This window comes from Bacillus infantis (assembly GCF_008180445.1).
GTDB classification, from domain to species: Bacteria; Bacillota; Bacilli; order Bacillales; family Cytobacillaceae; genus Bacillus_AB; species Bacillus_AB infantis_B.
The window spans coordinates 276,140-296,310 of the sequence record NZ_VTER01000003.1 but is presented as its reverse complement, the minus strand read 5'-3'; the positions used below and the strand labels follow the sequence as shown (position 1 = coordinate 296,310).

The window sequence follows — 20,171 nt, the reverse complement described above, 5'->3', positions numbered from 1 at the left end:
GAGAGATCGCTATGACCGCCGGGCAGGCTATTTCAACAAAAGAGCTGACACTTTCATATGGGGACACCATTATCATAAATGAACTGGAGCTGGAAATCCCAAAGGGGGAAATCACAGTATTCATCGGAGGGAACGGCTGCGGGAAATCAACCCTGCTGCGTTCGATTGCAAGGCTTTTGAAGCCGAAATCAGGTTCAGTCCTGCTTGAAGGAAAAGCCATCTCCAAGCTGTCCACAAAGGATGTAGCAAGAAGGATGGCCATACTGCCGCAATCGCCATCTGCACCAGAAGGGCTGACTGTCCTGCAGCTTGTGAAACAGGGGAGATATCCGCATCAGACATGGCTGAAGCAATGGACCGAAGATGATGAAGCAAAGGTGAATGATGCGCTTGCTGCAACCGGGATCGAGCACCTGAAGGACCGCACAGTCGATTCCCTGTCCGGCGGCCAGAGGCAGAGGGCATGGATTGCCATGACACTTGCGCAGGATACCGATATCATTCTTCTGGATGAGCCCACGACTTACCTGGATATGACCCATCAGATTGAAATCCTTGATCTTCTGTTTGAACTCAACGAGAGGGAGAACAGGACAATCCTGATGGTTCTGCATGACTTAAATCTTGCCTGCCGCTATGCCCATAATATAGTAGCAATCAAGGACAAAAAGATTTTTGCCCAGGGCAAGCCAGAGTTCGTCATCAATTGCAGCCTGGTCCGCAATGTGTTCGGAATGGAATGCGAGGTCACAATGGATCCGCTTTTCGGCACGCCATTATGCATCCCGTACGGAAAAGGCAGATGCATTCTGAAGAAGCCTGAGGCTGCCAGTGTCTGAATCAGCCCTGGCTTTACGCAGGCTTGAAGATTTCCGCCTTGTCCGGGAGGAGAACGATGATCCTCTCTCAGTAAATGCAGATCATCTTCTTCTGCCGGGGGAAATGGAAATATATCTGAACAGGCTTGCGAAAGAGCTTGATGCACCCCTCCCAGCCGCAGGGTCACTTTTTATTAAAAGATACAGCTTCATGGCAGTAATCTATTTATATAGCTTCACAGCCGGAAATTGCAGGCTTGATGTATCATTTCCCAATATCACTGTGGTATCAGGCTATAAAAATGGAATGTGGCTTCCAGGCTTTTATTTCAAGGATACAAGTTCCGTTCAAACAGAGCCTGAACCCCGTGAAGAGCGGAGGGAAGAATGTTTTGAAGCTTTATTTTCAAAACATATGAAAATTCTGCTGGAAAGAGTATCCAAAGCAGCTGGAGTCTCCAGATATATTCTGTGGGAAAACATAGCCGTTTACATCCATTGGCTCTACGAATCAGTCCTCGCTGGTGAACATGATGAGGTGAAAGCAAGAGGTGCGGGTGATTTTGCCTGTCTCCTGGGATTGCCTGGAAAAGTATTCGGCATAAAGGACAATCCTTTAAAAAAGTTCCATTCGCCTGAGAAGGAAGCAAAGATGAGGAAGACATGCTGCCTTTCGAATCTCATAGATGATTCAATGCGGTGCACCACCTGTCCAAAATCATTGGGGTGAGTGAAAGGGGAGTTTAATATGGATCCAAAATTCAAAGAAGAAATAGAAGGCCTTTATAGCAAATATACTGAACTTCTTGTCGGCGAAGCTAATGAGGAAATGACCGAAAAGGTAAAGATATGGATTCTTTATAATCATATCGCGAAATCAATGCCAGCTCTTGCCCGCCATTGGAATGGAACCTGCCCGGAGTCGAAGGAATCGGTCAAGAAGCTGATCATGGAAATCAAAGAGCTTAATGAAGCAAAGCGGAAAGAAGAAAATAGCAGAAGCGACTAATGAAGGATCTTCCAGGGTGGAAGGTCCTTTTATTATGCAGCTTTGCTATACAAGAAAAAGCTGGAAGACAGAATGAAAGGCAGGGAGCTGCATTTAATCGAAGCCGGAATAAAGCGATATAACAGCAAATAGAAGAGTTTGGCCAGCAGCCGACAAATCTCGCTAAATTTCACGGAAAATTATATTCAAATAAAGAGAAAGATGATAGAATTATGGTTATCAAAGGCACATTTCAGAAAATTGACCATATACAAAATTGAATATGATCCATGAATCATGATCCTTTGCCACTGCCCGGATTTCGCTGAAAGACAGGGCTTAATTATCCAAAATGTATGCGTTTTCAAGGGGGAGCCATTATGGAACAAGTAATGAGGGACTTTTTTCTCTTTTTATCCAAAAATAAATCGCTGACAAAGCTTGCGAAGAAGTACGGCCTTCGTTTTGGGGCCAGCCGCTTCGTTGCGGGAGAAATGATCAGCCAGGCAGTCAACGTAATTAAAGATCTTAACAGCAAGGGTCTGGTGGTGACCATTGATTATTTGGGCGAATTCGTGGACAATGAGGCAGAAGCAAGGGAAATGGCGGATAACTCAATTTTGGCAATCGAAGCAATCGGCCGTGAAGGAATCAATTCACAGCTGTCGCTCAAAATGACGAGCATGGGCCTGGATATTTCCGATGATGTGGTAATGGGGAATATGAGGCGCATCCTGGAAGCAGCTAAGAAAAACGGCGTATTTGTCACGATCGATATGGAAGACTATTCACGCTGCCAGAAGACACTTGATATCTTCAAGCAGCTTAAATCGGAATACGATAATATTGGGACAGTCATTCAGGCTTATCTGTACAGGACAGAGGGCGACATGGACGACCTAAACCAATATTCGCCCAATCTGAGGCTTGTAAAGGGTGCCTATAAAGAATCCCCGGAGGTTGCATTCCCGGAAAAGAAAGACGTGGATGAAAACTTCAAGAAAATCATTAAAATGCATCTCATTAACGGCAACTACACAGCCGTTGCCACCCACGATGATGCGATTATCGACTATACAAAGCAGCTGGTCAGGGAACATAATATCCCAAACAGCCAATTTGAATTCCAGATGCTCTACGGCATCCGCAATGAGCGTCAGCTGGAGCTCGCCAATGAAGGCTATAAAATGAGGGTATACGTCCCTTATGGAACAGACTGGTACGGCTATTTCATGCGCAGGCTCGCAGAGCGCCCGGCCAATGTGGCATTTGTGCTGAAGGGCATGGTTAAGAAATAGGTATGTAAGGCCCAGCGGGGGATCTGCTGGGCTTTTTTGATGTTTTGAAGAGGGGCTGGCTGGTGGTGTGGATGGGGGAATCGCAAATATAATGGAGAAGCCGCAAATAAAAATTGTGAGTCGCAAATATAATCAGAAAGTCGCAAATAAAAACTGAAACACGCAAATAAATCGGAAATCTCGCAAATAAAGGAGGCAGGATCCGTCGGTTGACTGCCCTGTGCAAGGAGAAAGTCCCCAAATACCGGCAGGCCGCTTAGTAATTGTGGATGAAAGCGGCCAGTTGCTAATAAAAGCTGAAAGTTGCTAATAAAATCCAGAATTTGCTAATAAAACAGGAAAGTTGCTAATAAACCACCAAACTTGCTAATAAATCCCAAAAGTTGCTAATATCCGCAAATACAACCCACCGAAACCCCCGCCAACCCCACCTCAGCCCCACCTCAGCCCCACCTCAAACCCCCTGATCCCCCAACTCTCCCCTAATTTCCACCTCGCCACCCCGCCATCCTCCCAAACAATCACAAAAAAGAGAGCGGCCACCCGCTCCCCTGCATCAATTCTTACTTCTTATACTGATTATTTTGGCTGTTTCTCTTGCCTCCGCCGTCACGTTCAACTGTCGGGCCAGCGTCACCTTTTACACTGGCGGCGCTCACGCCTGCTTTAGAAGGGTTTTTCTAATGCTTCATCCTGCTCACCTCCTGCCTGCCAATCAAATATTAGTCGGGGATTGCCCGCCCGAAGAACTGCATTTGCCAATAAAGTGCCGTTCATCTTTGGGGGGCTTCCATACTAGGTTGTCCATTCAAAGATAATTCACTATTAGCCAGAGATTGTAAATTTTAATAAATTTCACTGCTAAATATTGCGAAAATTTCAGAAATATCTTATAGTATTAACTAACAGAACTCATTCTCTGCCATTTTTTTTATCAGGAAAATGAATGAGTGTTCATTCAAAAGTGTCAAAGGGGGAAACAAAATTGATCCAACAAATTAAGAAGGCAGCAGTATTAGGTTCCGGCGTAATGGGCTCGGGCATTGCTGCACACTTGGCGAACATTGGCATCCCGACATTGCTGCTGGATATCGTGCCTCGTGAACTGAATGAGGCAGAGCAGAAGAAAGGCCTGACTTTGGAAGATAAAGCGGTCAGAAACAGGATCAGCCAGGGAGCGCTGCAAAAGCTTCTCAAGCAGAAGCCGGCACCGCTCACATCCAAAAAAAGCCTTGCGCTGCTTGAAGCCGGCAATTTTGAAGATGATATGGAACGTTTAAAAGATGTAGACTGGATTATCGAAGTAGTCGTCGAAAATCTGGACATAAAAAAGAAGGTATTTGCGAAGGTTGACCAGTTCCGGAAGCCCGGCAGCATTGTCAGCTCCAACACTTCCGGGATTTCCGTGAACAGCATGGCTGAAGGAAGATCCGATGATTTCCAGAAGCATTTTATCGGCACCCACTTTTTCAATCCGCCGCGCTATCTGAAGCTGCTGGAAGTGATCCCTGCAAAAACGACAGCACCTGAAGTCCTTTCTTTTATGAAGAAATTCGGTGAAGATGTGCTTGGCAAAGGCGTTGTAGAAGCGAAGGATACCCCGAATTTCATCGGGAACCGCATCGGGACATACGGACTTCTGATCACCGTGCAGGAAATGCTCAAAGGCGGCTATAGCGTAGGAGAAGTAGACTCTGTGACAGGTCCCCTGATCGGCAGGCCGAAAAGCGCTACATTCCGGACTCTGGATGTGGTTGGGCTTGATACGTTCATCCACGTGGCGAACAACGTATATGAACAGGTGGACGGCAAGGAAAAAGAAGCCTTTGAAGTGCCGGTATTCATGAAGCAGATGCTTGAGAATGGCTGGCTTGGAAGCAAATCAGGACAGGGTTTCTTTAAGAAAGAAGGAAAAGAAATCCTTGAACTCAATCCGGACACACTTGAATACGGGCCGCGCCAAAAGCTGAAAGCTGCTTCGGTTGAAATGAGCAAGCAGGAAAAAGGATTGGCTAATAAATTGAAAGCGCTTGTATACGCAGATGACAAAGCCGGACAGCTTCTCTGGAATATTCTAAGCCCGGCGCTGCTGTACTCTGCCGAGCTGCTTGGCGAAATTGCAGATGATGTCACAAGCATAGATAAAGCCATGAAATGGGGCTTTGGCTGGCAAATGGGCCCATTTGAAACATGGGACGCTATCGGCCTTGAAAAATCTGTCGGTAAAATGGAAGCTGAAGGCAAGGAAGTCCCTGCATGGATCAAGGAAATGCTCTCCAATGGGCATACATCCTTCTATAAAGAAGAAAACGGGGATATTTCTTTTTATAAAAACGGCGAGTATGTGCCGGAAGAAGAAAATCCAAAGAATATTAATCTAAAAAAGCTTAAAAAACAAAAGGGAGTTATCAAGAAGAATACAGGCGCGAGCCTGCTGGACCTTGGAGACGGGGTTGCCCTTCTTGAATTCCATTCACAAAGCAATGCAATCGGACTCGATATTATCCAGATGATCAATTTTGCGGTTGATGAGGTTGAAAAGAACTTCAAGGGCCTTGTGATCGGCAACCAGGGCAAGAACTTCTCCGTCGGCGCCAATCTGGCCATGATCCTGATGGAGGCCCAGGATGATAATGTCTTTGAACTGGATATGGTTGTCCGCCACTTCCAGCAGGCGATGATGAAAATCAAGTACAGCACCAAGCCGGTAGTGGCTGCGCCATTTGCCATGACGCTTGGCGGCGGCGCAGAGATATGCCTGCCGGCAGCGCATATCCAGGCTTCAATGGAAACTTATATGGGGCTTGTGGAAGCAGGCGTCGGCCTCATCCCTGGCGGAGGCGGCAACAAGGAGCTGTATATCAAGCATCTTGAAGGCATGCCAAACGGAGTGGAATTTGATCTGCAAAAAGTGGCCAACAAAGTATTCGAAAGCATCGCTATGGCCAAGGTATCAACTTCAGGGGAGGAAGCAAGGGAAAACAACTTCCTGGGAGCTGCAGACGGAATCAGCGTGAACGGGGACCATCAGCTGTATGATGCAAAGCAGGCTGTACTTGCTCTCCATGAACAAGGCTATACGCCGCCGGTAAGGAAGAATATTCCTGTAGTCGGTGAAACGGGATATGCGACGCTTCTCCTTGGAGCGCAGGCGATGCTGTATTCCGGCTTTATTTCTGAGCATGATCTAAAAATTGCCCAAAAGCTGGCGTATGTCATTGCCGGCGGCAAGGTGCCATACGGGACAGAAGTTGATGAACAGTATCTTCTGGATCTGGAAAGGGAAGCATTCCTCAGCCTGGTAGCGCAGCCGAAATCCCAGCAGCGCATGCAGCATATGCTTGTAAAAGGAAAACCATTGCGCAACTGACAGATTGGCAGATTGATAGATTAAATCTCGAACATCCATAGAAAGAGAGGGAATGAACGATGAGAGAAGCAGTTATTGTTGCTGGTGCCAGGACGCCCGTCGGCAAAGCGAAAAAAGGAACACTCGCCCATGTCCGTCCAGATGATTTGGGGGCACTGGCTGTAAAAGAAACCTTAAGGCGTGCCGGAGGATATGAAGGCAATATCGATGACCTGATTATCGGCTGTGCCATGCCGGAGGCTGAGCAGGGGCTGAACATGGCCCGCAATATCGGGGCGCTTGCCGGGCTGCCTCATACAGTGCCGGCAGTAACAGTGAACCGTTATTGTTCTTCCGGCCTGCAGACCATTGCTTATGCTGCAGAAAAAATCATGGTAGGCAGTGCGGACACTGTCATCGCAGGCGGGGCTGAATCAATGAGCCTTGTGCCGATGATGGGCCATGTGGTCCGCCCGAATGCAAAGCTCGCGGAAAGTGCACCAGAATATTATATGGGCATGGGGCATACGGCAGAAGAAGTAGCCAAAAAATACGGCATCAGCCGTGAAGACCAGGATGCATTCGCGGTCCGGAGCCATCAGCGAGCGGCAAAAGCGATCCAGGAAGGAAAGTTCCAGGATGAAATCGTGCCGGTGGATGTGACCTTCCGTTCAGTCGGAAAGGATAATAAGCTTGTTGAGAAAAACGTTCAATTCACTACAGATGAGGGAGTGCGCCCTGATTCAACGGTCGATACACTCGGCAGGCTGCGTCCAGCTTTCTCTGTCACAGGTTCAGTTACGGCAGGAAACTCATCACAGACAAGCGACGGCGCTGCCGCGGTCATGGTGATGGACCGGGAGAAAGCAGATTCCCTCAGCCTGAAGCCGATGGCCAAGTTCAGAAGCTTTGCCGTTGGCGGTGTGCCCCCTGAAGTAATGGGGATCGGACCGATTGTGGCGATTCCTAAAGCATTGAAGCTTGCAGGCCTGGAGCTGTCTGATATCGGCCTGTTCGAACTGAATGAGGCATTTGCTTCACAATCCATCCAGATTATCAGAGAGCTTGGCCTTGATGAGGATAAAGTGAATGTTAACGGCGGAGCAATCGCCCTTGGGCATCCGCTGGGCTGTACAGGTGCAAAATTGACTCTTACTCTTCTGCACGAAATGAAGCGCCGCAACCAGCAGTTCGGGGTAGTCACAATGTGCATCGGCGGCGGCATGGGTGCAGCCGGGGTATTCGAGCTTCTCTAAACGCCATCTATCATATTAAAATCTTAACTTTCAATAAAAAACCGGAGCCAGGTGCTCCTTCAATTGAATGGAGGATAAAAGAATGTCTAACCAAACAGAAAACGTAATCAAAGGCGGAAGCTTCCTGATTGATGATGTATCCTATGAGCGTGTGTTTACACCAGAGGATTATACTGATGAGCAGAAAATGATTGCCAAGACAACTGAAGATTATGTCGTAAATGAAGTGGTCCCGCAGGTTGAACACCTGGAGAACCATGAATTTGACCGCTCTGTAAAACTGCTGAAGCAGGCAGGGGACCTTGGGCTCCTTGGTGCAGATATGCCGGAAGAGTACGGCGGACTTGGCCTTGATAAGGTGAGCTCAGCTCTGATTGCTGAAAAAATGTCCCGTGCAGGCGGGTTCTCAATCACGCATGGCGCCCATGTCGGAATCGGATCGCTTCCAATCGTTTTGTTCGGAGATGAAGAGCAAAAGCAAAAATATCTGCCTCTTCTGGCGACTGGTGAAAAGATTGCTGCCTATGCACTCACTGAACCGGGTTCAGGATCAGATGCACTTGGGGCAAAAACGACTGCAAAATTAAACGCTGAAGGCACGCACTATGTTCTGAACGGCGAGAAGCAATGGATTACCAATGCCGGCTTTGCCGATGTGTTTGTGGTTTATGCGAAAGTGGATGGCGAACATTTCTCCGCCTTCATTGTTGAGAGGGAGTACCCTGGTGTTTCAACGGGCCCTGAGGAAAAGAAAATGGGCATCAAGAGCTCTTCCACAAGGACGCTGATCCTGGAAGATGCACAAGTGCCGAAGGAAAATCTGCTGGGTGAACTTGGCAAGGGGCATATCATTGCTTTCAATATCCTGAATATCGGCCGCTACAAGCTTGGAGTAGGAGCTGTCGGAGCTTCCAAGCGTGCGTACGAAGTTACTGTACAATATACAAATCAGCGCCAGCAGTTCAAAACGCCGATTTCCCAATTCAACCTTACGAAAGAGAAGCTTGCCAATATGGCGGCAAAGCTGTATGCGGCTGAGAGCTCTGTCTACCGTACAGTCGGTTTGTTCGAGGACCGGATGAGCAGGCTTACAGATGAAGAAGTAAAGAACGGCAAGGAAGTTGCCAACTCTATTGCAGAGTACGCAATCGAGTGCTCCCTGAACAAGTTCTTTGCAACAGAAGTCCTTGACTATATTGCCGATGAAGGCGTACAGCTGCATGGCGGCTATGGTTTCATGGCTGAATATGAAATTGAAAGGATCTACCGCGATTCCCGCATCAACAGGATTTTCGAAGGTACAAACGAAATCAACCGCCTTCTTGTGCCTGGCACTTACCTGCGCAAAGCTTTCAAAGGAGAGCTGCCATTATTCCAGAAAGCACAGGCGCTCCAGGAAGAGCTGATGATGCTGATGCCTGAGGAGCCTGGAGATGAGCCTTTGGCACAGGAAAAATATTTAGTGAAGAATGCCAAGAAAATCGGCTTGCTTGCAGCAGGGCTTGCCGCACAGAAGTTTGGCAAAGCGATTGAAAAAGAACAGGAAATCCTGGTGAATATTGCAGACATCGTTTCCAATGCCTATGCAATGGAGTCGGCGGTTCTCCGGACGGAAAAGGCTATCAGCAAGGACGGCGCTGAAAAGAGCAAGCAAAAGCTTCTTTACACGCAGATTTTCTGCCAGGAGGCATTCAATAAGATCGAACAGGATGCGAAAGAGACTTTGGTTGCTGCAGAGGATGGGGATGCACTGCGCATGATGCTTTCCGCTCTCCGCAAATTCACCCGCCACACACCGATCAATCTGATCGCTAAAAAGCGCGAGGCCTCAGAGAAGCTGATCGACGCTGAGCGTTTTGTACTATAATCGGATATAAATCCGAAACTGGCTAAAAGAAGCATTGCTCCTCTATCCGGAGGGGCAATTGCTGTTTTTGGACACGTCAATCTGACGAAATTTTTAAAACTCAAGGTTATGAATTTTGCCGAAAATATGATAGTATGCAATTAAATGGGTGATCAGCCTGTGAGTTTGGATAGAAACGATTGGGTGGTGCAGAATTTGCTGCTGAATTTTTACTGGTATCCGAAATGCGGGACATGCCGCAAGGCCAAAAAATGGCTTGAAGAAAACGGCGTTCCTTACCATGAAGTACATATTGTCGAAAATCCTCCTTCACGCACTGAGCTTGAAGATGCTTATAGAAAAAGCGGCCTCGATATTAAAAAATTCTTTAATACGAGCGGCCAGAAGTACAGGGAGCTTGGCTTGAAGGACAAGGTGAACACCATGTCCGACACAGAGCTGCTGGACTTGCTTGCATCTGACGGAATGCTGATAAAGCGGCCTTTGGCATTCGACGGCCAAAAAGCGACAGTCGGTTTCAAAGAAGAGGATTTTGCTAAAACATGGCTTTAAGGCATCATCTGCTATTTCCTTTATAGCGAAGGCTTAAGCCCGGTAAAGAACTAGAATCTTGGAGGGATTATTGTGAGCAGCATACCTAAGGAATTGCGTTACTCAGAAGAACATGAATGGGTAAAAGTTGAAGGAGAAAAAGTACGGGTCGGCATTACCGATTTTGCTCAATCAGAACTCGGGGACATCGTTTTCGTTGAGCTTCCTGAAGTCGGGGACAGCATCACGGTAAATGAGCCTTTTGGAAGCGTTGAGTCTGTAAAGACTGTATCTGAATTATATGCTCCAATCAGCGGCAAGGTAGTTGAAATCAACGAAGAGCTGAATGACAGCCCTGAATTTGTAAATGAATCTCCTTATGAAAAGGCCTGGATGGTCGTTGTTGAGCCTGCAGACAGCAGCGAAGTGGACAAGCTGATGACTGCTGAACAATATGAAGAGATGACCAACGAAGATTAAAAGATAAGCGCCTGCTCAGGCGCTTTTTATGCTTTCTTTTTCCGGTATCTCCCGACCTTCACCCAATGTAATTAATTTCCCATAGTTTCTTTCCATTAGAAGGGCATTCTATTGTTAAGAAAGTAAAAAGGGTGGGATTCTAATGACACTGAAACAGCAAAAGATCGATATTACCGATCGGGTCACAGGAAGGCTGAAGGACGGTAAGCTGGAGCTTTATCTTGGGAATGAGATGATCGGGGAAGCGCCGATGCCTGAAGGTGCCTCCTTTACCCTTGATCATCACTTTGAGCAGAATGAACAGAAAATCTACCAGCATATTACTTCAACAGAGCAGCCGGAAGCCCGTTATACGGACTGCGATGAAGGCGGCTGGTGCTAAAGAAAGCAGCGGGCATTGCCGCTGTTTTTTTTGCGGAAAATAGGGTGAATAAGGATCTGCAGGTTCTTTTATGGGCGGATTCTGCTTAGGCGGAATGCGGGGATGGCGTTTTTTCAGCTAGTGAGGGCCTGCCCGTTTTCCGAAAGCAAGGCAGGAGTTCAACACCATTTTGCCGAACATAGAATAAGGTAAAGTAAAAATATCAACTCCCGTCAGGTGATGAATATGCATGCAGAAAACATAGAAAAGGTAATTATTGTCGAAGGCACTTCTGATAAGCGCAAGGTGAAGAACATTATTAAAGAGCCTGTTGAAATCATTTGTACGAACGGGACAATCAGCATAACCCGCCTGGATGAATTGATCGACGAATTATTTGATCGCGATGTCTATATTCTGGTGGATGCAGATGAATCCGGCGAAAAGCTGAGAAAGCAGTTCAAACGGGAATTCCCGGAAGCAGCACATCTTTATATTGATAAAATGTACCGGGAAGTGGCAACTGCACCGGAGAAGCATCTGGCAACGGTTCTGCTTGGCGCCAACATAGACGTATATACTGAGTTTTTAGATAGAGGATGATAGGGTTGCAAGAACTGATATTTGGGGATTTGGAACGGTTTGAAAAAGACAGGGAGACATGGATGCTCTATCTTTACACGCCGATGTGCGGAACATGCCAGATGGCTGGACGGATGCTGGAAGTGACCCTTGAGGTACTGCCGGGGATTGAATGCAGAAAGGCAAACTTGAACTATTTTCCTGACCTGGCCGGCAAGTGGTCAGTAGAAAGTGTTCCCTGCCTGCTATTTTTCCGGGAGGGACAGCTGGCAGAAAAAATATACGCATTCCACTCTGTTCCATACCTGCTGGAAAAAACAAAAGAATATCTGCTGTGAAATATAAAGCCTGTACTGGAGGGTAGGACACCCTGCTGGTACAGGCTTTTTACTGTTTGCGCATCTGTCCGCGGCCAATGTCCAGGGATTATTATGCAATGGATAAAATAATCACGGAATATTTCGCAGAAAAAACAGAAGATTCAAAGGAAAAGGATGGATTTTTTCTCTAAACGATATTATGATTATTTAGGGAAACGAAATAAATGCGAGGAGCATATAAAATGGCTTTTTATCAGGAATGGGCTGAACAGATCCGCGGATATAACAGTAATATACGCCGGGCTTTTGCAGCCAATATTTTCACGCAGATCGGAATGGGCATTTTTATGGTCATTTATAATTTTTATATACGGGAGCTTGGCTATTCAGAGCAGGTGAATGGCCAGATCATAGCGATGACTGCATTGGCGACAGCCCTTGTGCTGATCCCCGCAGGCATCATGAGCGACAGGGTCGGCCGGAAAAAGGCTATGCAGTTCGGGGCTGCTGCAACCGGTGTGATTCTGCTTGCCAGGAGCATGGTTGACATGCAGAGCCTGCTTATCCTGTTTGCCTTTGGCACAGGGCTGGGGACGGCCTTCATCCAGGTATCCTCCATTCCCTGGCTGACAGAGAATTCTAAGCCTGAGCAGAGAGTTCACTTGTTCAGCATCCATTTCGCTGTTATGACAGGAGCCAATGTCATAGGCAACTTAAGCGGCGGACTGCTGACTGACTTGTTTGCTTTTTATTTCTCGGAGCTGGCGAGCATACGGTTTACTTTGCTGCTGGGAGGAGCCATCTATTTGGCGGGAATATTTCCGATACTCCGCTTTCAGGAAAACCGGAGCGATAAAATCCCGCAAATCGGCGGAGCTAAAGGAAGCACACGGTTTTCTCTGAAGGATGATGGTTTCAAGATCATCATCCTGTTCGCTGTCGCACAGCTGTTTATCGGATTTGGGGCAGGGCTTGTCATACCTTATCTGAATCTATATTTTGCAGACCGTTTCCATGCGTCAAATTCCGCAATCGGACTTATCATTTCACTCGGGCAGGCAGCCACGGCAGCGGCCATGATCATTGGCCCGCAGGTGGTAAGGAGGATTGGGGAGGTGAAGGCGGTCGTTTTCCTGCAGCTTTCTTCCCTGCCATTCCTTCTCCTGACCGCTTACACAGAGAATTTATGGCTGGCCGCCATTGGCTTTCTTTTCAGGCAGGCTTTAATGAATGCGGGAAATCCGATCCAGATGTCCTTGATGATGTCTAAGGTGGATGATTCAAAAAGAGGGCTGGCCAGCTCGGTGAATCAGATGGTATTCAATCTGGGCTGGGCAGTGATGGGACCTGTCTCTACAGGCCTTGTCATCAAATACGGAGATTATTGGGGATATTCTATTATCTTCACGATTACTGCGGTATTGTATTTAATAGGGTCTACATACTTTTTTGTCGTATTCAGAAGGCTTTCAGAGCCTGCAGGAAGAACAAATGCAGCAAAGATTGTTTAATCAGCAGATATTTCTCGGGAAATTGTCATAAGGCTTTCTGTTTGTCGAACATCCGCCACAATATTATATCTGAACTTTCTAAAAAATCAGTTGACTCTTTTTTGCTGGTTATGATACTATCATTTTAACTACAAGCACGATAAAATTTCATATTTCTTATCAAGAGAGGTGGAGGGACTGGCCCGATGAAACCCGGCAACCGGCATGAACCGGTGCTAATTCCAGCAGAGCATGACTCTGGCAGATAAGTTGAGCGAAAAAGCCCCTCTTCTGCAGAGGGGCTTTTATTGTTGCCAGCAGTGATCCGGCATAATGAACATATCCGAAAAAACCCGAAGGAGAGATAACTATGGCAGAGAAGCAAAAGAACTATCGATTTGAAACACTTGGTGTACATGGAGGGCTGCAGCCTGACCCTGCAACAGGGGCAAGGGCGGTGCCGATCTATCAGAATAATGCTTATCAGTTCCAGAATACAGAGCACGCCGCCAATCTGTTCGGCTTAAAGGAGCCGGGCTATATCTATACAAGAATCCATAATCCGACAGTTACTGTATTTGAGGAAAGGGTCTCACTGCTTGAAGGCGGCGTAGGGGCGCTTGCTGTAGCAAGCGGCCAGGCTGCCATCACTCTTGCCATTCTGAACATAGCCCAGGCCGGAGATGAAATCGTAGCCGCTTCAAACCTTTATGGCGGGACATATAATTTATTTGCCGTTACACTGCCTAAATACGGGATCAGTGTAAAATTGGTCAATCCCGAGGATCCTGAGAATTTCAGGGAGGCGATCACCGAAAAAACAAAGGCTGTGTTTGCGGAAACAATCGGCAATCCGAGCTTGAAGGTCCTTGATATTGAAAAAGTGGCGGAAATTGCCCATGATTCCGGCATCCCGCTGATTGTTGACAATACCTTTGCCACTCCATACCTTTGCAGGCCGATTGATTTTGGTGCAGACATTGTGATCCATTCGGCAACAAAATGGCTGCTGGGAAATGGCACGACAATGGGAGGAGTCATTGTAGACGCAGGCCGTTTTGACTGGAATTCAGTGAAATTCCCGGGCTTCACCAAGCCGGACCCAAGCTACAATAACCTGGTATACAGTGAAGCAATCGGCGCGGCAGCTTTTATCGTCAAAGCTAGAGTGCAGCTGCTGAGGGACCTGGGGCCGGCACTCAGCCCGCAGAACGCATTCCAGTTCACCCTTGGCCTTGAAACACTCCATGTGAGAATGAAGGAGCATATCAGCAATGTAAAAAGAGTGACAGAGTATCTAAAAAATCACCCTGCTGTGACTTGGGTTCTTTATCCGGGAGATGAAGACCATCCTGATAAGGCACTTGCTGATAAGTATTTGCCTAAAGGCGCCGGAGCTGTGGCTGTCTTCGGGATTGAGGGAGGCAGGGAGGCCGGTGCCAAACTGATCGACAGCCTGGAACTGTGGGCGCATGTAGCCAATGTCGGCGATGCCAAAAGCCTGATCATCCATCCTGCCAGCACCACTCACCAGCAGCTTGATTCAGAAGGCCTGAAGTCAGCGGGGGTGCCGGAGGATTTGATCCGCATTTCTGTCGGCATAGAAAATGCCGAAGATCTGATCGAGGACCTGGAGCAGGCAATCGAAGCTGCAACGGGAAGCTATTCACTGGCAGGGAAAGCATGAACTTCAGGAATCAGCCGGTAATTTTTAGTATCAAACTTTGCTGTTGACACCCTTTTTCATCCGTGATACGATAGCACTCGTAATTTAAAAATGGCTAATGAATGAAAATGAACTTCATATATGATAGCTCTTATCAAGAGAGGTGGAGGGATGTGCCCGATGAAGCCCGGCAACCGTCAATGTTTATTGAAATGGTGCCAATTCACACAAAGCTTTAAAGCTTTGGCAGATGAGAGAAAGGTTTTTCCATCATGCCTTTCTGCTCACATGCAGAAAGGCATTTTTATTTTTACAGAATTGTCTCCTGTCTTGATGCCATGGAATAATCTTGAGCTGGTTTCAGGAAACTACTCTTATGGGGATTGGCAGGATGATATATCTCTGTAAAGCCATTTGTCTAATTGGATATAAAAGAGGTGAATACGGCAATTGATTTCAATAAAAGATGTTAAAAAGATATATTCGTCAAAAAAAGGACCGGTCAAAGCAGTTGATGATGTCAACCTTGAAATCAAGGAAGGAGAAATCTTCGGAGTGATCGGCTACAGCGGTGCAGGAAAAAGCACCCTGATCCGGATGCTGAACGGACTGGAGCTTCCTTCAGAAGGTACGGTCACGGTAGCCGGCAGGGAGATTTCAAAAATCAGGGGTGCGGAGCTCCGAAAAGCACGCCAGGAAATCAGCATGATTTTCCAGCACTTTAACCTTCTCTGGTCAAGGACCGTAAGAGACAATATTGCATTCCCGCTGGAAATTGCGGGGGTTGCGCGCCAGGAAAGAGAAAAAAGAGTAAATGAGCTCATCAACCTTGTCGGCCTTGACGGCCGTGAGGATGCTTACCCTTCCCAGCTGAGCGGCGGGCAGAAGCAGCGCGTCGGGATTGCCAGGGCGCTTGCTAATAACCCGAAGGTGCTTCTGTGCGATGAGGCAACCTCGGCGCTTGACCCGCAGACGACGGATTCCATTCTGGATCTGCTGGTGGACATCAACAGCCGCCTGGGACTGACCATTGTACTTATTACCCATGAAATGCATGTGATCAGGAAGATCTGTCATCGGGTAGCTGTCATGGAAGGCGGTAAGGCCGTGGAAATCGGCCCTGTCCTTGAAGTGTTTAAAAACCCGCGCGAGCAGATCACAAAGAGATTCGTCCAGCAGGTCACAGAACCGGAAGAAACAAAAGAGACTGCAGAAGCCCTGCTCGGATTGTATCCGCACGGCAAGGTTGTGCAACTGTCCTTTGTCGGGGAATCGGCTGAGCAGCCGCTCATCACGAATCTGATCCGTTCCTTTGAGTTGACAGTGAATATCCTTCAAGGAAAAATATCGCAGACTCAAAACGGCTCATATGGAACACTGTTTATCCATCTTGATGGGCAGGCTGGCGAAATTGCTAAAGCGATCGAATATATTCATGCACAGCAAGTTGGCGTGGAGGTGATTTCGAATGCTTAATGAATTTTTTCCAAATGTAAACTGGGATAAGATGTGGGAAGCGACAAATGAAACGCTTTATATGACAGCTATCTCCGTTGTAGTCACATTTATTCTGGGAATCGTGCTCGGCCTGCTGCTTTTCCTTACTTCTAGGGGGAACATCTGGCAAAATGCACTCATCAATAAAATTATAGCGGCTTTTGTTAATGTATTCAGATCCATCCCGTTCATCATCCTGATCGTCCTGCTGATCCCGTTCACAAAATTTCTTGTGGGCAGCATGATTGGAGAAAATGCGGCATTGCCTGCACTGATCATCGGTGCGGCACCATTTTACGCCCGTATGGTTGAAATTGCTTTGCGGGAAATTGATAAAGGCGTCATTGAAGCAGCCAAGTCAATGGGTGCAAGAACGAGCACAATCATCTTTAAGGTGCTCCTCCCTGAATCCATGCCGGCTCTTGTATCGGGCATTACCGTTACAGCCATCTCACTTGTGGGCTTTACTGCAATGGCCGGAGTCATCGGTGCTGGTGGGCTTGGAAACCTTGCTTATCTGGAAGGCTTCCAGCGTAACCGCTTTGATGTAACCTTGATGGCGACCATCGTCATCCTGCTGATTGTGTTTATCATCCAAGTCATTGGAGACATCATAACATCTAAACTAGACAAACGATAAAAGGAGACTTAACTAATGAAAAAATGGTTATCACTTATATTGGCACTTGCCGTAGCGCTCGTCATTTCAGCATGCGGAACATCTGAAGATAATGCTGACGGCGGAAATGCGGACAGCGGGAAAGAAGAAACATCCAAACTGATTGTGGGAGCTTCCAATGTCCCTCACGCTGAAATTCTTGAAGAAGCTAAGCCGCTTTTGGAAGAAAAGGGCGTTGAACTTGAAGTCGTAACATTCCAGGATTATATCCTGCCTAACCAGGCTTTGAATTCCGGCGAGCTTGATGCAAACTATTTCCAGCATATCCCGTATCTTGAAGCGCAAATTGAAGAAAATGACTATGATTTCGTCAATGCAGGCGGAATCCACATTGAGCCGATCGGTGTGTATTCAAAGAAATACAAGAGCCTAGATGAACTTCCAGACGGTGCGAAAGTCCTGATGAGCAATTCAGTTGCTGATCACGGCCGTATCCTGACTATGCTTGAAAAAGAAGGCCTTATCACGCTTAAAGAAGGCGTAGATAAAATCAAGGCAACAATTGACGATATTGAAACGAACGAGAAAAACCTTGAGTTTGATACAGAATATGAAGCTTCACTCCTTCCGCAGATCTACAACAACGATGAAGGCGATGCAGTTCTGATCAACTCTAACTATGCTATTGATGCAGGATTGAATCCGATTGAAGATTCCATTGCAATCGAAGACAAGGAATCTCCGTATGTGAACGTAATCGCTGTGAATAGCGGCGACGAAGATAAAGAAGCGGTCAAGGCGCTTGTCGAAGTGCTCCACTCTAAAGAAATCCAGGACTTCATCCTTGAAAAATATGAAGGTGCAGTTGTTCCTGTATCTGAATAATACCCGTGAAAGGCAGCCGCTTAAGATGCAGGCTGCCTTTTTTTATGCCAAAAAACAGCCATGTCGAGCTCGCATAGCATTTCTGAAAATAAAACATACTAATGATGTTAAAGATTTCAGGAATGGAGTGGACACGAATGGAGCATTCATACGAACCGTCAAATTCAATCGAAGCAGCTCTTCATGACTATAAAATGGGCCTTGGCACATTTACACAAAAAATGCCGGATCTTGCCCAGCATTATAATGCATTCACAGAGGCATGCTTTAAAGAAGGCAGCCTCTCCCAAAAGCAAAAGCAGCTGATTGCCCTTGGAATCAGCCTGTATTCACAGGATGAATACTGCATTATTTATCATGTGAAAGGCTGCCTTGACCAGGGGGCGAGTGAGGAAGAAGTGCTTGAAGCAGTCGGCGTCACAGCGGCTTTTGGCGGCGGCGCAGCGATGAGCCAGGCAGTCACTCTTGTGCAGGAAGCAATGGATGAATTGAATCAGGGGCAGATGAAGCAGTAAAAGCCGGTCTATATGATAAAGCAGCCCTGTCTGAAGCAGGGCTGTTTCCTTTTTGCCATGAGTTATGGACTCTTTGGGGAGAAACAACCTTTATTTGGAAGAATTCAGCCGGAATTGTAAGGATGGCGGAGATGAGGTCCCTTCAAGAGGGGATACCTTAATGAATTATACAAAATGAGGTTTTTTCCTGTTTGAGCGTGGTATAGGAGGAGTGTTACGATATTCCATGAGTAAAATAAATCGCGAAAGCGACAAAATCGAAAGGATTGATTTACTATCAGTCAGCTGGACTTGAATTACACAAGTGAAATGGAAAAAGCGATGCACAGTGCCCACGGTGTCGGCTATGAGGTATACAGCCGGAAACATGATGTACGGATGAGCGTAGAAAAACGGCGCGAGCAGGACTATCTGAAAAGCCAGCGTATGGTAGCGGATCTGGAAAGAAAAGTACATTCTTAAGAATTATATATAATAAGGAAGAAAAACAGTTGAAACCAGTGTGATGCCGCACTGGTTTTTCTTTTAGGATAAAGCGGAACAGGAACAGTAGGAGCCCGGACTATACTTATGTTAAACTGTAGGGACTGCACCAGAATTCATGTACATTGAAAGCCTCTCTGCAGGGAAAAATAGTTTGGACATGCCTGGATTTCCAGTTTTCGATCCAGGGAAGCGGAAAGGGTTTAGCCTATAAAAGTTCTTACCAGATAATTAATACTATCTGCGTGTTGTTAAAGAGTTGCTAACACTTTCTATTTGTTATAAGATTGTAATGAGAATAAAATGAGAATAGAGATTTGCGGCTTTTGCCGGTATATACAAATCTTTTTTATTGACGGAGGTATAATGATGGCTGGATCTACACTTAAAATTAATGATCTTCATGTTTCTATTGAGGATAAAGAAATTCTTAAAGGGGTCAACCTTGAAGTGAAAGGCGGAGAAATCCATGCGATTATGGGTCCTAACGGAACCGGTAAATCAACCCTTTCTTCTGCAATCATGGGACATCCCAAGTATGAGGTAACCTCAGGAAGCATTGAATTGGATAACGAAGATGTACTTGAGATGGAAGTGGATGAGCGTGCGCGTGCAGGCCTGTTCCTCGCCATGCAGTATCCAAGTGAAATCAGCGGAGTTACAAATGCGGACTTCCTGCGTTCTGCAATCAACAGCCGCATGGAAGAAGGCAATGAAATTTCATTGATGAAATTCATCCGCAAGATGGACAGCAAGATGGACTTCCTTGAAATGGACCAGGATATGGCACAGCGCTATCTGAACGAAGGCTTCTCCGGAGGCGAGAAAAAGCGCAACGAAATTCTGCAGCTGATGATGATTGAACCTAAAATCGCCATCCTTGATGAGATCGACTCCGGATTGGATATCGATGCCCTGAAGGTTGTTTCCAAAGGGATCAATGATATGCGCGGAGAAGATTTCGGCTGCCTGATCATCACTCACTATCAGCGCCTTCTTAACTACATCACTCCTGACCATGTGCATGTCATGATGCAGGGCCGCATCGTTAAATCAGGCGGGCCTGAGCTGGCACAGCGCCTTGAGGCTGAAGGTTATGACTGGATCAAGAAAGAACTTGGCATTGAAGACGAAACTGTAGGGCAAGAAGCGTAAGCGTTAGGGGG

At 46.8% G+C, this 20,171-nt stretch carries 20 protein-coding genes, 1 pseudogene and 2 riboswitches; of the genes and pseudogenes, 20 read left to right on the top strand and 1 reads right to left on the bottom strand.

From position 1 onward, the window contains the following. Positions 1 to 11 precede the first annotated feature (11 nt). The 4 genes from FZD51_RS06210 to FZD51_RS06195 all read left to right on the top strand — a co-directional run bounded on the left by FZD51_RS06210 (position 12) and on the right by FZD51_RS06195 (position 3,104). Positions 12 to 839 carry an ABC transporter ATP-binding protein gene (locus FZD51_RS06210; RefSeq protein WP_148973968.1) on the top strand — a complete coding sequence of 276 codons (828 nt, stop codon included), beginning with the start codon at positions 12 to 14 and terminating at the stop codon, positions 837 to 839. Then, a complete protein-coding gene (locus FZD51_RS06205) occupies positions 832 to 1,548 on the top strand; it encodes an IucA/IucC family C-terminal-domain containing protein (protein WP_148973967.1) in 717 nt (238 codons plus the stop codon). The genes FZD51_RS06210 and FZD51_RS06205 overlap by 8 nt, the downstream gene beginning before the upstream one ends. Before the next feature lie 18 nt (positions 1,549 to 1,566). Next, positions 1,567 to 1,827, top strand: coding sequence for a YusU family protein (locus tag FZD51_RS06200; protein ID WP_148973966.1), 261 nt, complete (start codon positions 1,567 to 1,569; stop codon positions 1,825 to 1,827). A 359-nt stretch (positions 1,828 to 2,186) separates the two neighbouring features. Beyond that, a complete protein-coding gene (locus FZD51_RS06195) occupies positions 2,187 to 3,104 on the top strand; it encodes a proline dehydrogenase family protein (RefSeq protein WP_148973965.1) in 918 nt (305 codons plus the stop codon). Between the two features lie 563 nt (positions 3,105 to 3,667). Here the strand turns inward: FZD51_RS06195 and FZD51_RS06190 are convergent. Beyond that, positions 3,668 to 3,784 (bottom strand): annotated as a pseudogene (locus FZD51_RS06190) (YuzL family protein); the annotation flags it as partial. Between the two features lie 308 nt (positions 3,785 to 4,092). Here FZD51_RS06190 and FZD51_RS06185 point away from each other — a divergent pair. The 16 genes from FZD51_RS06185 to sufC all read left to right on the top strand — a co-directional run bounded on the left by FZD51_RS06185 (position 4,093) and on the right by sufC (position 20,160). Then, positions 4,093 to 6,474, top strand: a complete 2,382-nt coding sequence (locus FZD51_RS06185) for a 3-hydroxyacyl-CoA dehydrogenase/enoyl-CoA hydratase family protein (RefSeq protein ID WP_187445672.1) — start codon at positions 4,093 to 4,095, stop codon at positions 6,472 to 6,474. 59 nt (positions 6,475 to 6,533) lie between these two features. Further along, positions 6,534 to 7,709, top strand: a complete 1,176-nt coding sequence (locus FZD51_RS06180; protein WP_148973962.1) for an acetyl-CoA C-acetyltransferase — start codon at positions 6,534 to 6,536, stop codon at positions 7,707 to 7,709. Positions 7,710 to 7,791: 82 nt separating this feature from the next. Beyond that, positions 7,792 to 9,576 carry an acyl-CoA dehydrogenase family protein gene (locus tag FZD51_RS06175; protein ID WP_148973961.1) on the top strand — a complete coding sequence of 595 codons (1,785 nt, stop codon included), beginning with the start codon at positions 7,792 to 7,794 and terminating at the stop codon, positions 9,574 to 9,576. Between the two features lie 195 nt (positions 9,577 to 9,771). Continuing rightward, positions 9,772 to 10,128: an arsenate reductase family protein gene (locus FZD51_RS06170; RefSeq protein WP_148974252.1), complete on the top strand. Its 357-nt coding sequence runs from the start codon at positions 9,772 to 9,774 to the stop codon at positions 10,126 to 10,128. Between the two features lie 72 nt (positions 10,129 to 10,200). Then, entirely contained in the window at positions 10,201 to 10,587 is a 387-nt protein-coding gene (gene gcvH / locus FZD51_RS06165) for a glycine cleavage system protein GcvH (RefSeq protein ID WP_009791493.1), read from the top strand. A gap of 142 nt (positions 10,588 to 10,729) precedes the next feature. Then, a complete protein-coding gene (locus FZD51_RS06160) occupies positions 10,730 to 10,969 on the top strand; it encodes a YusG family protein (protein ID WP_009791492.1) in 240 nt (79 codons plus the stop codon). Between the two features lie 225 nt (positions 10,970 to 11,194). Continuing rightward, positions 11,195 to 11,551 (top strand): toprim domain-containing protein, encoded by a 357-nt coding sequence (locus FZD51_RS06155; RefSeq protein WP_187445642.1) that lies wholly within the window; start codon positions 11,195 to 11,197, stop codon positions 11,549 to 11,551. Beyond that, positions 11,548 to 11,868, top strand: a complete 321-nt coding sequence (locus tag FZD51_RS06150) for a thioredoxin family protein (protein WP_148973959.1) — start codon at positions 11,548 to 11,550, stop codon at positions 11,866 to 11,868. Before FZD51_RS06155 ends, FZD51_RS06150 begins: the two co-directional genes overlap by 4 nt. A gap of 224 nt (positions 11,869 to 12,092) precedes the next feature. Further along, positions 12,093 to 13,361 carry an MFS transporter gene (locus tag FZD51_RS06145; RefSeq protein WP_148973958.1) on the top strand — a complete coding sequence of 423 codons (1,269 nt, stop codon included), beginning with the start codon at positions 12,093 to 12,095 and terminating at the stop codon, positions 13,359 to 13,361. Positions 13,362 to 13,514: 153 nt separating this feature from the next. Then, positions 13,515 to 13,612: riboswitch (SAM riboswitch) on the top strand. A 98-nt stretch (positions 13,613 to 13,710) separates the two neighbouring features. Beyond that, complete coding sequence (locus FZD51_RS06140) at positions 13,711 to 15,027, top strand: O-acetylhomoserine aminocarboxypropyltransferase/cysteine synthase family protein (RefSeq protein ID WP_148973957.1); 1,317 nt, start codon at positions 13,711 to 13,713, stop codon at positions 15,025 to 15,027. Between the two features lie 127 nt (positions 15,028 to 15,154). After that, positions 15,155 to 15,263, top strand: a riboswitch (SAM riboswitch). Between the two features lie 193 nt (positions 15,264 to 15,456). Continuing rightward, a complete protein-coding gene (locus FZD51_RS06135; RefSeq protein ID WP_148973956.1) occupies positions 15,457 to 16,482 on the top strand; it encodes a methionine ABC transporter ATP-binding protein in 1,026 nt (341 codons plus the stop codon). Then, positions 16,475 to 17,143 carry a methionine ABC transporter permease gene (locus FZD51_RS06130; RefSeq protein ID WP_148973955.1) on the top strand — a complete coding sequence of 223 codons (669 nt, stop codon included), beginning with the start codon at positions 16,475 to 16,477 and terminating at the stop codon, positions 17,141 to 17,143. Before FZD51_RS06135 ends, FZD51_RS06130 begins: the two co-directional genes overlap by 8 nt. Positions 17,144 to 17,158: 15 nt before the next feature. Next, positions 17,159 to 18,007 carry a MetQ/NlpA family ABC transporter substrate-binding protein gene (locus tag FZD51_RS06125; RefSeq protein ID WP_148973954.1) on the top strand — a complete coding sequence of 283 codons (849 nt, stop codon included), beginning with the start codon at positions 17,159 to 17,161 and terminating at the stop codon, positions 18,005 to 18,007. 137 nt (positions 18,008 to 18,144) lie between these two features. Then, on the top strand, positions 18,145 to 18,522 hold the full coding sequence (locus tag FZD51_RS06120; protein WP_022544352.1) for a carboxymuconolactone decarboxylase family protein: 378 nt from the start codon (positions 18,145 to 18,147) through the stop codon (positions 18,520 to 18,522). Positions 18,523 to 18,831: 309 nt separating this feature from the next. Next, the gene (locus FZD51_RS26055) at positions 18,832 to 18,984 is read left to right on the top strand and encodes a YuzK family famiily protein (protein WP_009791480.1); all 153 of its coding nucleotides are present in this window, start codon (positions 18,832 to 18,834) and stop codon (positions 18,982 to 18,984) included. A gap of 390 nt (positions 18,985 to 19,374) precedes the next feature. Beyond that, a complete protein-coding gene (gene sufC, locus FZD51_RS06115; protein WP_148974251.1) occupies positions 19,375 to 20,160 on the top strand; it encodes a Fe-S cluster assembly ATPase SufC in 786 nt (261 codons plus the stop codon). Positions 20,161 to 20,171: the final 11 nt, after the last annotated feature.